Source organism: Bordetella ansorpii (assembly GCF_900078705.1).
Taxonomy (GTDB): domain Bacteria; phylum Pseudomonadota; class Gammaproteobacteria; order Burkholderiales; family Burkholderiaceae_B; genus Bordetella; species Bordetella ansorpii_A.
In genome coordinates, this window is the sequence record NZ_FKIF01000001.1 from 102,178 (window position 1) to 114,810 (window position 12,633).

Sequence of the window (12,633 nt, forward strand, 5' to 3'; positions counted from 1 at the left end):
AAAATGAACGCGCCTGCCCGCGAGAAGCGCGTCCCTGCCGGGCGCACAAGAAAAAACCCCGTGACGCAAGTCACGGGGTTTTCAATTCTGGCGGAGGCGGAGGGATTCGAACCCTCGATGCAGGTTTTTGCCCACATGCTCCCTTAGCAGGGGAGTACCTTCAACCACTCGGCCACGCCTCCAGAGAGACCAAGATTCTATCAGACTTTCTTGGCCCTTATGTTCCACAGGTGCCGATATTTACGCACCGGGAAGCAAAATTCTCCAGCCTCAGGCCTTTTCAGCGGGCGCCTGATCCAGGCCGAATGCCTTGTGCAGCGCGCGCACGGCCAGTTCCATGTACTTGTCGTCGATGATCACCGAGGTCTTGATTTCGCTGGTGCTGATCATCTGGATGTTGATGCCCTCTTGCGACAGCGTCTGGAACATCAGGCTGGCCACGCCGACGTGCGAGCGCATGCCGATGCCGACGATGGAGACCTTGGCGACCTTCTCGTCGGTGGCCAGTTCGCGCGCGCCCACGGCGGGAATCACCTCGCGCTTGAGCACGTCGACCACGCGCTGGTATTCGTTGCGGTTGACCGTGAACGAGAAGTCGGTGGTGCCGGCGACAGACTGGTTCTGCACGATCATGTCGACGTCGATGTTGGCGGCGGCAACCGGACCCAGGATCGAATAGGCGACGCCGGGCTTGTCCGGCACGGCCAGCAGGGTGATTTTGGCTTCGTCGCGGCTGAAGGCGATGCCGGAGACAACGGCGGCTTCCATTTTTTCGTCTTCCTCAAAAGTAATCAGCGTGCCCGAGACCATTTCTTCTTCGAGCGGGATGAGCGGGTCGGTCAGCGACGACAGGACCCGGGTGGGCACACGGTATTTGCCCGCGAACTCGACGGAGCGGATCTGCAGCACCTTGGACCCCAGCGACGCCATCTCGAGCATTTCCTCGAACGAGACGACGGACATGCGGCGCGCCTCGGGCACGACGCGGGGGTCGGTGGTGTAGACGCCATCGACGTCGGTGTAGATCAGGCACTCGTCGGCGCCGATGGCGGCCGCCACGGCCACGGCCGAGGTGTCGGAACCGCCGCGGCCCAGCGTGGTGATGTGGCCTTCTTCATCGATGCCCTGGAAGCCCGTGACCACGACCACGCGGCCGGCGTCCAGGTCGGCGCGGATGCGCGCGTCGTCGATGGAGGTGATGCGGGCCTTGGTGTAGGCCGAATCGGTGCGCACGGGCACTTGCCAGCCGGTATAGCTGCGCGCCTGCACGCCTTCGGCCTGCAGCGCGATGGCAAGGAGGCCGCTGCTGGCCTGCTCGCCGGTGGCGGCAATCATGTCGAGTTCGCGGCCGTCGGGCTGCGAGGCGATTTCGCGGGCAAGGCCCAGCAGGCGATTGGTTTCGCCGGCCATGGCGGAAGGAACGACCACGACCTGGTGGCCGGCGGCGTGCCACTTCGCGACGCGGCGCGCCACGTTCCTGATGCGCTCGACCGAGCCCATCGAGGTACCGCCGTACTTGTGAACGATGAGGGACATCTATCTCGTACTCTGGCTGGAAGCCCGCCACACGACTGCTGGCAAAGACGGGCAAAACCCAGGATTTTAACGCGCTGGTAAAGATTTGGGCGCGGGAAATCCGGGAAATGCCGTATTTTCCGCAGAAAACTTCGCGGAATCCGGTTCGATCACGGCGGTTTCGATTGATCTGGCGCAGGCCGGACCCTGCCGCCGCCAGCGCTCCGGAATCCGCGAAGCGCCTGTCAACGGGCCCGCGATCAGGCCGGCTCGACCCACACGCGGCCCCGATGGCAGCGCACCGCCAGCCCCGCGTGCTCGACGCGCAACTGCCGGTCGTGCCCCAGGGCATGCAACTGCCGCAACTGGCGCAGCAGGTCGGCCAGGCGGGCATCGCTGGGCATGGCCACGCCCTGCCGGGCCAGCCAATAGCGCAGCACGTGCGCCTGGCGCGCCGGCGACAGCCTGCGCCACGCGGCCAGCGAGAAACTGCCGCGGTCCGGACCGGGCTCCAACCCTTGCAGATCCGCCTCGGCCACTTCATCGAGCACTTGCGCCGCTTCGGCCATGTGGCGGGCATGCCGCGCCACGATGGCCTGCCAGCCGGGCCAGCGCTCGTCCAGCACGGGCGCCAGGCGGGTGCGCACGGCGGCGCGGGTATAGCGGGGATCGGCGTTGGTGGGATCGTCGACGGCATGCCAGCCGCGCTCGTCGGCCAGCCGGGCGGCCGCCGCGCGTATGGCCTCGCGGCCCGTGCCCAGCCAGGGCCGCAGATAGCGCACGCCGTCACGGATGCTGGCGGCGGCCATCGCCGCCATGCCTTGCAGGCCGGCGCCGCGCAGCAGGCGCAGCAGCACGGTCTCGGCCTGGTCGTCGCGATGATGGGCCAGCAGCACGTCGGCCACCCCGTGCTCGCGCGCCAGGCGCGCCAGCGCGGCGTAGCGCGCCTGGCGCGCGGCGGCCTCGATGCCCTTGCCGCTGTCGCCCGCCACCTGCACGCGCGCCTGCACGACGGCCACGCCCAGCATGCGGCCCAGGGCGTCAACGTGCTCGGCCCAGCCATCGGCCTGGGCTTGCAGGCCGTGGTGGACGTGGAACAGCTGGAGTTCGATGCCCTGCGCGCGCGCCACGTGGGCGGCGGCCACGGCCAGCATCGCGGAGTCGGCGCCGCCGCTGACGGCGGCGGCGATGCGCGCGGGACGGCTGGGCAAGGCCAGCAGCGTCTCGCGCAGCGGCTGGATCAGCGCAGCCGGGCAATCGGGCAATTCGGAGGAAGGCATGGCGGGGCTCGGAGGGGGTTTCACCGGCCGGGCCCGCGCCACGCGCCCGTCAGGCGCGCGCTTCCTGGAAGCGGCCGTAGGACATCACGCGCTGCACGCGCTGCTCGATGAGCTGGTCGGCGGTCATGCCCTGCAACTGGCGCAGCGAGTCGCCGAGGGCGCGGCGCAGCAGGCGGGCCATGACGCGCGGATCGCGATGCGCGCCGCCGATGGGCTCGTTGACCACGCGGTCGATCAGTTCGAGGTCTTTCAGGCGCGGGGCCGTGATGGCCAGCGCCTCGGCGGCGTCGGGCGCCTTCTCGGCGCTGCGCCACAGGATGGAGGCGCAGCCCTCGGGCGAGATGACCGAGTAGGTGGCGTACTGCAGCATCAGCACGGCGTTGCCCACCGCGATGGCCAGCGCGCCGCCCGAACCGCCTTCACCGATGATGGTGCAGATGACGGGCACCTTCAGCTCGGCCATGGCGTACAGGTTGTGGCCGATGGCTTCGGACTGGCCACGCTCTTCGGCGCCGATGCCGGGATAGGCGCCCGGCGTGTCGACGAAGGTGAACACGGGCATCTGGAATTTCTCGGCCAGGCGCATCAGGCGCAGGGCCTTGCGATAGCCTTCGGGACGCGGCATGCCGAAATTGCGCGCGGCGCGCTCTTTCGTGTCACGGCCCTTCTGGTGGCCGATGACCATGCACGGCGTGCCGTTGAAGCGCGCCATGCCGCCGATGATGGACTGGTCGTCGGCATACATGCGGTCGCCGTGCAGCTCGTGGAAATCGGTGAACATCTCGCGCACGTAGTCCAGCGTGTAGGGACGCTGGGGGTGGCGGGCGACCAGGGCGGTCTGCCACGGCGTCAGCTTGCCGTAGATTTCCTTGGCCAGCGTCTGGCTTTTCTGCTGCAGGCGGCCGATCTCGTCGGAGATGTCGACGGCGGAGTCGGCCTGCACGTAGCGCAGCTGCTCGATCTTGTTCTCAAGCTCGGCCAGCGGTTGTTCGAATTCAAGGAAAGTATTGCGCATCGATGTGTGTGGTTCCGTTGAAGGGCGCCTGGCGGGGCGGCTCAGTCCTGGAGGGAATCCAGGCTGCGCCACAGATACCAGGTTGCCACGGTACGCCAGGGCTGCCACGCCAGCGAGACCTCACGGGCCTCGAAGCGCGAGACGGGTTCGCCGCTGAAGTAGTGTAACGAGATTGCCTTGAGCAACCCAGGGTCGTCCAAGGGCAGGACATCCGGTCGCTGCAGATTGAAGATCAAAAACATCTCCGCTGTCCAGCGTCCGATGCCGCGAATGGCCACCAGCTCGGCGATGACGTCCTCGTCGCCCATGGCCGCCCACTTCTCGGGGTGCACCTTGCGCTGGGCGAAATGCTCGGCCAGGTCCTGGACGTACTCGGCCTTGCGCTTGGCCAGGCCAGCCTCGCGCAGGCCTTCCAGGCCCAGGCGCTGCACGGAGGCGGGGGTGGGCCGCTTGCCCGCGGCCTCGATGAAGCGCGTCCAGGTGGCCTGGGCGGCGCTGGTCGAGACCTGCTGGCCCACGATGGCGCGCGCCAGCGTCACGAACGGCGTGGCCGCCGGCTTGAGCCAGGTTTCAGGGTGCTGCGGGATGACTTTCTTGAGAATGCGGTCGCGCACCAGATGGGCGACGGCCTCTTCCCAATAGTCGGGCTTGACGATGACGGGTTCAGCGCTGGACATGAAGAAAAAAGCTTCCGGGTTCGGTCAGGCGCGGCGCCACTGCGTCACGCCGCCCGGCTTGTCGTCGAGTTCGATGCCGGCCGCGTGCAGTTCGGCGCGGATGCGGTCGGCCAGGGCGAAGTCGCGCGCCTGCTTGGCGGCGGCGCGGGCGGCGATGCGGGCTTCGATCGCGGCCTCGTCCAGCGCCCCCCCGGCGGCGCCGGCCGGCTGCGCGCCGCGGGCCCCGTAGCGGGTGGACTTCTTGAAGTAGTCGGCGGGATCCTGCTGCAGCAGGCCAATCAGTCCGGCCAGCGCCTTCAACTGCCCGGCGCTGCGCGCACTGCGCGTGCGGTTGGCCTCGGAGGCCAGTTCGAACAGCGCCGCCACGGCACCCGACGAATTGAAATCGTCGTCCATCGCGGCCTTGAAGGCCTGTGCCTGGGGCTCGTTCCAGTCGATGCCCTGCGGGTCGGGCGCGACGTTCTGCAGCGCCTGGTACAGGCGGTCCAGCGCGTTCTGCGCATCGAGCAGGTTGTCGGGCGTGTAGTTCTGCGGGCTGCGGTAGTGGTTGCGCACGATGAAGAAGCGCAGCATTTCCGCTTCGCGCGGATTGGCCTGGTAGGACGCCTCGGTGTCGGACAGCTCGGCGGCATCGGCCACGGTCTGGCGGATGGTGCGGAAGTTGCCCAGCGACTTCGACATCTTGTCGGCGTCGACCATCAGCGGGCCGCAATGCATCCAGACGTTGGCCAGGCTGCCGCCGAAGGCCCCTTCGGTCTGCGCGATCTCGTTCTCGTGGTGCGGGAATTTCAGGTCGGGGCCGCCGCCGTGGATGTCCAGGGGCAGGCCCAGCAGCGAGCGGCTCATGGCCGAGCACTCGATGTGCCAGCCCGGGCGGCCCATGCCGTAGGGCGACTGCCACTTGGTGTCTTCGGGCTCTTCGGCCTTGGCCGATTTCCAGAGCACGAAATCGAGCGGATCGCGCTTGGCCGAGCCCACCGCCACGCGTTCGCCGGCGCGCAGGTCGTCCAGCGTCTTGCCGGACAGCTTGCCGTAGCCTTCGAAGCCACGCACGGCGTAGTTCACGTCGCCGTCGTCGGCCTGGTAGGCCAGGCCCTTTTCCCGCAGGCGGCCGATGATGTCGAGCATTTCTCCCACGTACTGCGTGGCGCGGGGCTCGTTGTCGGGCGTCTGCACGCCCAGCGCGCGCTCGTCGGCGTGCATGGCGTCGATGTAGAACTCGGTGACCTCGCCGATGCGGCGGTGGGTCTCGACGGCGCGGCGGATGATCTTGTCGTCGATGTCCGTGATGTTGCGCACGTAATTGACCTGGTAGCCGCTGGCGCGCAGCCAGCGCTGCACCACGTCGAACGCCACCAGCATGCGCGCGTGCCCCAGGTGGCAATAGTCGTAGACCGTCATGCCGCACACGTACATGCCCACCTGACCGGCGGTAGCCGGCTTGAACGGTTCCTTGGCACGCGACAGTGTGTTGTAGATGTGAAGCATGGCGCCCTGTGTGTGTGGCAAATGTATTCTTCGGATGGCGTCGGGATGAACCGCCCCGCGCAACGGCCGAGGCCTGCCCGGCGGGCGGCGGCCTGGATGGCGGCCCCCCTTGAACGCGGGGCGTGCCCCCGGGCGGCCACATCCTTCCAGCCGCCCATCAGCCCCTGCCAGCCCCCCGGCCAGGACATGCCAATGTCGGATGCGTTGTCGGGGCATGCAATGCCAGAAACGCAACCGGGGCTAAAATGGCGGTCGTCAAGTATAGCAAGCGGCCCGGTTGCGCGCCCAGCGTGTCCGCCGATGCCGACCACAACGGAACCCAACATGCCGCGTCTTCCCATCGCGTTGCTGCTGGCGGCGCTCAGCGCCGCCCCTCTTTTCGCCCACGCGAAATCCGCCCGGGGCGGCAGCGGCGCCGGCGGCGGGCACCTCTCGCCGAACGCCAATCTCACCACGCTCGACCCCATCCCGCCCGACGGCGGCTGGGAGGGCCTGGCCAACCTGCTCGAAACGCTGAAGCCCGGCGTCGACACGCGGCTGGATCCCGCCCCCTCGCAAGTCACCGACCGCATCGAACGGCTGCTGACCCAGGGCCACAACGACGAGGCGCTGGCGCTGATCGAGAAACGGCAGGCCGAACGCGACCGGCAAGGCACCCGCGGCACCGACGTGCAACTGATGTTCCAGCACGCGCGCGCCCTGGCCGCGCTGGGCCGCACGCAGGAATCGATTGACGTCTACACTGACATGACCACGCGCTTTCCGGAATTGCCGGAGCCGTGGAACAACCTGGCTGCCCTGTACGCCACGCGCGGCGAACTGGACCGCGCGCAAGACGCTCTGAACATGGCGTTGCGCGCCGATCCGACCTACGCCGACGCGCGCGCCAACCTGGGCGACCTCCAACTTCTGATGGCCCTGCGCGCGTACCGGCAGGCCGGTGGCCAAGGCGCCCCCGGCGCGAAGGACAAAGCGCAGGAAATCGAAAATCTGCTGAAGGAAAAACGGCAATAATGAGTTTTCGCCTCCCGCTCTCCCTGCGACGCCTGACGGCGTGCGCGGTCACCGTGGCGGCCCTGCTGCCCGCCGGCGCCGGCGCCCAGCCGGCCGCCCCCTCCCCCTCTGCTTCCAAAGGCACATCACAAATGAGCACGAATCCCCGCGTCAAACTGGAAACCAACCAAGGCAACATGGTCATCACGCTGGACGCCGAGAAGGCGCCCAAGTCGGTCGAGAACTTCCTGACCTACGTCAGGGAAGGCTTCTACAACGGCACGATCTTCCACCGCGTGATCGACGGCTTCATGGTCCAGGGCGGCGGTTTCGAAGCGGGCATGAAGCAGAAGCCCACGCACGCTCCCATCGAGAACGAGGCCAACAACGGCCTGAAGAACGACAAGTACACCCTGGCCATGGCCCGCACCAGCGATCCGCACTCGGCCACCGCCCAGTTCTTCATCAACGTCGCCAACAACGACTTCCTGAACTTCACCGCCCCCACCCCCAACGGCTGGGGCTACGCGGTATTCGGCAAGGTCACCGAAGGCACCGAGGTGGTCGACAAGATCAAGAGCGTGAAGACGGGCAACAGCGGCTTCCACCAGAACGTGCCGACCGAGGACGTGGTCATCACCAAGGCTGAGATCCTTGAATAATCTGGTGCTGCCGGAGGGGCCGGCCTGGCTGGCCTCCGATGTGCACCTGGGTCCCGCCACGCCCGCCACGCAAGAGGCCTTCCTCGCCTTTCTCGACGTGGCGGCGAACGAGGCGGCGGCCCTGCTGCTGCCGGGCGATCTTTTCGATGCCTGGATCGGCGACGACGTGATCCGCGCCGCGCCGCCCTGGCTGGCGCAGGCCCTGAGCGGCCTGCAGGCCACCGCCGCGCGCGTGCCGGTGTACCTGGGGCGCGGCAACCGCGACTTCCTGATGGGCGCCGAACTGGCGCGGGCCGTGGGCGCGCAACTGCTGCCCGACGTGGCGCTGCTGGACACCGGCTTCGGCCGCGTGCTGCTCAGCCATGGCGACGAGTACTGCACGGACGATGCGGCCTACCAGCAGTTCCGCGCCATGGTGCGCGATCCCCGCTGGCAAGAGCAGTTCCTGGCCAAGAGCATTCCCGAGCGCCTGCAGATGGCCCAGCAGGCGCGCGGCGAAAGCATGGCGGCCAACCAGGCGAAAACCACGGAAATCATGGACGTGAACGCGGGCGCGGTCGAGACCGCCTTCCGTGACGCGGACGTGGCCCTCATGGTGCATGGCCACACGCACCGCCCCGACCGCCACGTGCTGATGATCGACGGCAGGAAATGCGAGCGCTGGGTGCTGCCCGACTGGGACTGCGACCACGGCTCAGCGCGCGGCGGCTGGCTGGTCATCGACCAGGACGGCCCGCAGTTCTACGATCTCGGCGACGCGTCGGAAGACTGAAGCCGAAGGACGGCAGCCTTTCGGACAAGGGCTGACTGCCCCGCCTGCGGGAACGAGATGTCCCGCTGCCGCGCGGCCGGGGTGGCTGGCCGCGGCGGATGTCAGCCCGGCCTGGGCGGCGCCATCGGCAGGAACGAGCCCGCCACCTCGAAATCGCAAGCCTGCCGCGCAATGTCGATGACGGTGTTGATCACCGGATTGATCGCGCTTTTCTTGTGGACGGCGTAGTAGTTGATGGTGGGCAGGTCGGGCCGCACGCGCAGCCGGCACAGCGCGCCGCTGGCCACCAGCGGCGCGAAATACGCGCCCGGCAGATAACTGATCCCCAGTCCCAGCATCGCCAACTGCGCCATCATGCCCAGGCTGTTGGCGGTCAGCACGCGTTTCACCGACAGGTTCTGCTCGGCGAACCAGGCATCGTACAGATGCGACAGCGCCGAGTTCGACGGCTGGCTGATCACCGGAAACGGCGCCAGGTCCTCGGGCGAGAGGTCGGCCGAGGGATCCAGCGGCAGCGACGGACTGGCCATCCATACGTTGACCACCGAGCCCAGGTGCACGCACTCGTATTCGTAGCTCCAGAACGGCCCCGGCATGATGGCCAGGTCGAGTTCGTCGCGCTGCAGCCGCTCGTACAGCGTGATGCCGCCTTCGATTTCGGGCAGCAGTTGCACCTTGGGATACAGCCGGTTCAGCTCGCCGATGACGCCAGCCAGGGAGGTCAGCGCCACCAGTTCGGTCACGCCCAGGCGCACGCTGCCCTCGAAGCGCGACGGATCGGCCATTTCAAGCACCATACGGCTGTTCAGTTCCAGCATCTCGCGCGCGCGCGCTCGAAGAGCTTGCGGCCGTGCTGCGTCAGGACCAGGGATTTGGCGCGCCGCTCGAACAGCGGCATGCCGGCAAAGCCCTCGAGCTCGCCCACGCGCTTGGCCACCGCGGACTGCGTGGCGTGCAGCTTGCGGGACGAGGCGCTGAAGCTGCCCAGCACGGCGCTCCAGTAGAACGCCTCCAGTTGCTTCAGGGTGTACATGGCCGGATGAGCGGTCGGGCGATGGGAGAGTCCAACCATACCACCGGCGGCAATCCCCTGCCCCTCGGTGAAATCCCGTCGGGCCGCGCCAGGCCGGGCCGCGCTCGGCGAATCCGGATCCCGTCCGGCCGGCCCCGGCTGCCCGGCGTCACGCACGCCCGTCATGCCGGGTGATGCGCGATGATGTCCGCCAGGAAGCGCTGGGCGCGCGGATGACGCGGCGCCGTGAAGAACTCCGCGGGCGTCGCGGCCTCCAGGATCTGGCCGGCGTCCATGAAGATCACGCGGTCGCTGACCTCGCGCGCGAAGCCCATTTCGTGGGTCACGCACACCATGGTCATGCCGTCGCGCGCCAGGGACTTCATCACCTGCAGCACTTCGCCGACCATTTCCGGATCCAACGCGCTGGTCGGCTCGTCGAACAGCATCACCGGCGGCTTGAGCGCCAGCGCGCGGGCGATCGCCACGCGCTGCTGCTGGCCGCCCGACAGGGCGCCCGGATAGGCCTCGGCCTTGTGGCCCATGCCCACGCGCTCCAGCAACTGCGCGGCCTGCGCCTCGGCCTCGCGGCGCGGGGTCTTCAGGATGTGGACCGTGGCGTACGTCACGTTGTCCAGCACGCTCATGTGCGGAAACAGGTTGAACTGCTGGAAGACGAAGCCGATGCCCTGGCGCAGGCGGTTGATGTTCACGCCCTTGGCGTGGATATCCTGGCCGTCGATCAGGATGCGGCCGCCGCCGATGGGCTCCAGCCGGTTGATCGTGCGGATCAGGGTGGACTTGCCCGACCCCGAGGGGCCGCACACCACCAGCACTTCGCCGCGCGCGACATCCAGGTCGACGTCCTTCAGGACATGATGCGCGTCATACCACTTGTTGACGCCTTCGAGCTTTATCATGATTCGATTCCTTTGACCGTCAGGCCGGCATGCTGCGGCTGCGGCGGACCCAGCCTTCCAGCCAGGCCACGCTGCGGCTCAGGCTGAAACACACCAGGAAGTAAATGATGGCCAGGATGCCGAACACCTGCAGGGGCTGGGTCAGCACCATGTTGTTGATCTGGTTGGCGGCGAACGTCAGTTCGTTCACGCTGATCACATAGCCCAGCGAGGTTTCCTTGATGGTCGACACGAACTGGCTGGTCATGCTGGGCAGCACGTTGAACAGCGCCTGCGGCAGGATCACGCGGCGCATCGTCGTCCAGTAGCCCACGCCCAGCGAGCGCGAGGCCTCGATCTGGCCCTTCGGGATCGCCTCGATGCCGGAGCGGACCACTTCCGAAAGATAGGCGCTTTCGTAGATGACCAGGGCGCAGACCAGCGTCCAGAAGCCGCTGATCGACTCGCCCGTCAGCTTGGGAACGGCGAAATAGGCCCAGAAGATCAGCATCAGCAACGGCATGCCGCGCACCGTGTTGACGAACAGGCGGCTGCCGATGGCGATCCAGCGGTACGGGCTGACCCGCGCGATGGCGATCAGCAGGGCCAGCGGGAACGACAGCACCAGGCCCAGGAAGGCCAGCAGCAGCGTCAGCGCCAGGCCGCCCAGCGGGCCGTTGGGGTACTGCCCCACCAGCAGCATGGGCCAGTATTGGTTCAGGATATCAAGCACGGCCGCCTCCCTTGCCCAGGCTGTAGCGCGCATAGATGCGCGAGCCGATGTACATCAACAGGAAGGAGCCCAGCAGATACATGATCGTGGCGGCGCCGAAGGTGGCGAAGGTGCGATAGGTTTCGTTCTCGATCTCGCGCGCCTGGTAGGTCAGTTCCACCACGCCGATGGCCATGGCCACGCTGGTGTTCTTGAACAGCAGCAGCGCGCGGCCCACCAGCGGCGGAATCGAGATGCGCAACGCCTGGGGCACGATCACGTGGCGCATGCATTGCAGATAGGACGAGCCCAGCGCGCGGGCGGCCTCGAACTGGGTGAACGGGATGGCGCGCAGGCCGCTGCGGATGTCCTCGGCGATGTAGGCGGCCGAGCCCAGTCCCAGCGCGATCGCCGCCAGCGACAGCTCGGCGTTGTGCGCGTACAGCCACTCGCGCACCACTTCGGGCAGCAGCTCGGGCATGCCGAAGTACCAGAACAGCACCTGCACCAGCAGGGGCACGTTGCGGTGATACTCGACATAGGCGCTGACGAACAGGCGGCACGGCCACAGTTCGGTGCTGCGGATGAGCACCAGCAGCACCGCCAGGGTGAAGGCCAGCACCCACGACACCAGGAACAGCTGCACCGTCGTCAGCATGCCGTCGGCAAGCTGAGAAAGAAATTGTGTTTCTAGCAACACGCGAAAACTCCGGAAACGGCGCCGCGCGAGGCGGCGCCGATGGCGGATCAGCCCGCGATGGGCGCGATCTTGAACGAACGCTTCAGCTTGTACGGCGTCGCGTCGCCGAACCACTTGTCGAACAGCTTGGCGGCTTCGCCCGAGGCTTCGGCCTCGTCCAGGATCTTGTTGACGGCGGCGATGAACGCCGGCTCGGACTTGCGCATGCCCAGGCCCCACGATTCGTCGAACACCGACTTGTCGATGACGGTGACGGGCGCGTTGGGCGGGCTTTGCAGCACCAGGCGGACCAGCACCAGTTCCGAGGCGAACTGCGCGTCGACCTTCTTCTGCTGCAGCGCCAGGTAGGCGGCCGAGCTGTCGGTGTAGCCCAGCACCTGCGACTTGTCCATGATGCGCTTGATTTCACGCTCGGAGCTGGAGCCCTTGGTGGCGGCGATACGGCGGCCGTTGACCGACTCGATCGTGTCCAGGCCCGAATCCTTGCGCACCAGCAGCTTCTGCGGGCTGACGTAATAGGCGTGGCTGAAGGCGATCTGTTCGGCGCGGTCCGGCGAGTAGCCCAGGTTGGCGGCCAGGATGTCGACGCGGCCTTCGTTCAGCTCGGGCACGCGGGCGGCGACGGACAGCAGCTTGTACTCGACCTTCACGCCCAGCTTGTCGGCGACCAGCTTGCACATGTCGACGTCATAGCCCACGACGGTGCGCGTGGCGTTGTCCTGGTAGCTGAACGGTTGCGAGGTGCCCAGCGTGCCGCAGGTCAACGAACCGCGCGACTTGATGTCGGCCAGTTGGTCGGCGTGCGCGGCGGCGCTGAACAGGCCCAGCCCCAGGCTCAGGCCCAGGGTGACAGTAGCCAGCAACTTCATATTGAATCCCCTTGTGTGGTGGTGATGCGGAACGAAAGG

At 67.4% G+C, this 12,633-nt stretch carries 12 protein-coding genes, 1 tRNA gene and 1 pseudogene; 3 read left to right on the top strand and 11 right to left on the bottom strand.

The genetic code is table 11. The features are described 5' to 3' along the window. Positions 1–88 precede the first annotated feature (88 nt). The 6 genes from A6745_RS00320 to cysS form a co-directional block, all read right to left on the bottom strand. Positions 89–182 (bottom strand) — tRNA-Ser (locus A6745_RS00320). A gap of 88 nt (positions 183–270) precedes the next feature. Next, positions 271–1,536, bottom strand: a complete 1,266-nt coding sequence (locus A6745_RS00325) for an aspartate kinase (protein ID WP_066122188.1) — start codon at positions 1,534–1,536, stop codon at positions 271–273. Positions 1,537–1,775: 239 nt separating this feature from the next. Further along, a complete protein-coding gene (tilS, locus tag A6745_RS00330; RefSeq protein WP_066122191.1) occupies positions 1,776–2,795 on the bottom strand; it encodes a tRNA lysidine(34) synthetase TilS in 1,020 nt (339 codons plus the stop codon). Between the two features lie 49 nt (positions 2,796–2,844). After that, positions 2,845–3,810 (bottom strand): acetyl-CoA carboxylase carboxyltransferase subunit alpha, encoded by a 966-nt coding sequence (locus A6745_RS00335; protein ID WP_066122197.1) that lies wholly within the window; start codon positions 3,808–3,810, stop codon positions 2,845–2,847. A gap of 41 nt (positions 3,811–3,851) precedes the next feature. After that, on the bottom strand, positions 3,852–4,487 hold the full coding sequence (locus tag A6745_RS00340; RefSeq protein WP_066122199.1) for a DNA-3-methyladenine glycosylase family protein: 636 nt from the start codon (positions 4,485–4,487) through the stop codon (positions 3,852–3,854). A 24-nt stretch (positions 4,488–4,511) separates the two neighbouring features. Next, a complete protein-coding gene (gene cysS, locus A6745_RS00345; RefSeq protein WP_066122200.1) occupies positions 4,512–5,975 on the bottom strand; it encodes a cysteine--tRNA ligase in 1,464 nt (487 codons plus the stop codon). A gap of 324 nt (positions 5,976–6,299) precedes the next feature. On the opposite strand from cysS, the gene A6745_RS00350 reads away from it, so the two are divergent. The 3 genes from A6745_RS00350 to A6745_RS00360 all read left to right on the top strand — a co-directional run bounded on the left by A6745_RS00350 (position 6,300) and on the right by A6745_RS00360 (position 8,402). Then, positions 6,300–6,989, top strand: coding sequence for a tetratricopeptide repeat protein (locus A6745_RS00350; protein ID WP_066122203.1), 690 nt, complete (start codon positions 6,300–6,302; stop codon positions 6,987–6,989). Between the two features lie 131 nt (positions 6,990–7,120). Further along, positions 7,121–7,630 carry a peptidylprolyl isomerase gene (locus A6745_RS00355; RefSeq protein WP_066122204.1) on the top strand — a complete coding sequence of 170 codons (510 nt, stop codon included), beginning with the start codon at positions 7,121–7,123 and terminating at the stop codon, positions 7,628–7,630. After that, the gene (locus A6745_RS00360) at positions 7,623–8,402 is read left to right on the top strand and encodes a UDP-2,3-diacylglucosamine diphosphatase (protein WP_066122206.1); all 780 of its coding nucleotides are present in this window, start codon (positions 7,623–7,625) and stop codon (positions 8,400–8,402) included. The genes A6745_RS00355 and A6745_RS00360 overlap by 8 nt, the downstream gene beginning before the upstream one ends. Before the next feature lie 101 nt (positions 8,403–8,503). Here A6745_RS00360 and A6745_RS00365 read toward each other — a convergent pair. The 5 genes and pseudogenes from A6745_RS00365 to A6745_RS00385 all read right to left on the bottom strand — a co-directional run bounded on the left by A6745_RS00365 (position 8,504) and on the right by A6745_RS00385 (position 12,489). Beyond that, positions 8,504–9,435, bottom strand: a pseudogene (locus tag A6745_RS00365) (LysR family transcriptional regulator). A 161-nt stretch (positions 9,436–9,596) separates the two neighbouring features. After that, the gene (locus A6745_RS00370; protein ID WP_066122209.1) at positions 9,597–10,334 is read right to left on the bottom strand and encodes an amino acid ABC transporter ATP-binding protein; all 738 of its coding nucleotides are present in this window, start codon (positions 10,332–10,334) and stop codon (positions 9,597–9,599) included. Between the two features lie 19 nt (positions 10,335–10,353). After that, a complete protein-coding gene (locus tag A6745_RS00375; RefSeq protein WP_066122212.1) occupies positions 10,354–11,046 on the bottom strand; it encodes an amino acid ABC transporter permease in 693 nt (230 codons plus the stop codon). Further along, positions 11,039–11,725 carry an amino acid ABC transporter permease gene (locus tag A6745_RS00380; protein WP_066122215.1) on the bottom strand — a complete coding sequence of 229 codons (687 nt, stop codon included), beginning with the start codon at positions 11,723–11,725 and terminating at the stop codon, positions 11,039–11,041. The genes A6745_RS00375 and A6745_RS00380 overlap by 8 nt, the downstream gene beginning before the upstream one ends. A gap of 47 nt (positions 11,726–11,772) precedes the next feature. Next, the gene (locus A6745_RS00385) at positions 11,773–12,489 is read right to left on the bottom strand and encodes an ABC transporter substrate-binding protein (protein WP_231885893.1); all 717 of its coding nucleotides are present in this window, start codon (positions 12,487–12,489) and stop codon (positions 11,773–11,775) included. Positions 12,490–12,633: the final 144 nt, after the last annotated feature.

Excerpts from the sequence above, each read along its gene's own strand:
- A6745_RS00325 (WP_066122188.1), bottom strand. The coding sequence starts at position 1,536 with ATGTCCCTCATCGTTCACAAGTACGGCGGTACCTCGATGGGCTCGGTC.
- tilS (WP_066122191.1), bottom strand. The coding sequence starts at position 2,795 with ATGCCTTCCTCCGAATTGCCCGATTGCCCGGCTGCGCTGATCCAGCCG.
- A6745_RS00340 (WP_066122199.1), bottom strand. The coding sequence starts at position 4,487 with ATGTCCAGCGCTGAACCCGTCATCGTCAAGCCCGACTATTGGGAAGAG.
- cysS (WP_066122200.1), bottom strand. The coding sequence starts at position 5,975 with ATGCTTCACATCTACAACACACTGTCGCGTGCCAAGGAACCGTTCAAG.
- A6745_RS00370 (WP_066122209.1), bottom strand. The coding sequence starts at position 10,334 with ATGATAAAGCTCGAAGGCGTCAACAAGTGGTATGACGCGCATCATGTC.
- A6745_RS00335 (WP_066122197.1), bottom strand. The coding sequence starts at position 3,810 with ATGCGCAATACTTTCCTTGAATTCGAACAACCGCTGGCCGAGCTTGAG.
- A6745_RS00355 (WP_066122204.1), top strand. The coding sequence starts at position 7,121 with ATGAGCACGAATCCCCGCGTCAAACTGGAAACCAACCAAGGCAACATG.
- A6745_RS00350 (WP_066122203.1), top strand. The coding sequence starts at position 6,300 with ATGCCGCGTCTTCCCATCGCGTTGCTGCTGGCGGCGCTCAGCGCCGCC.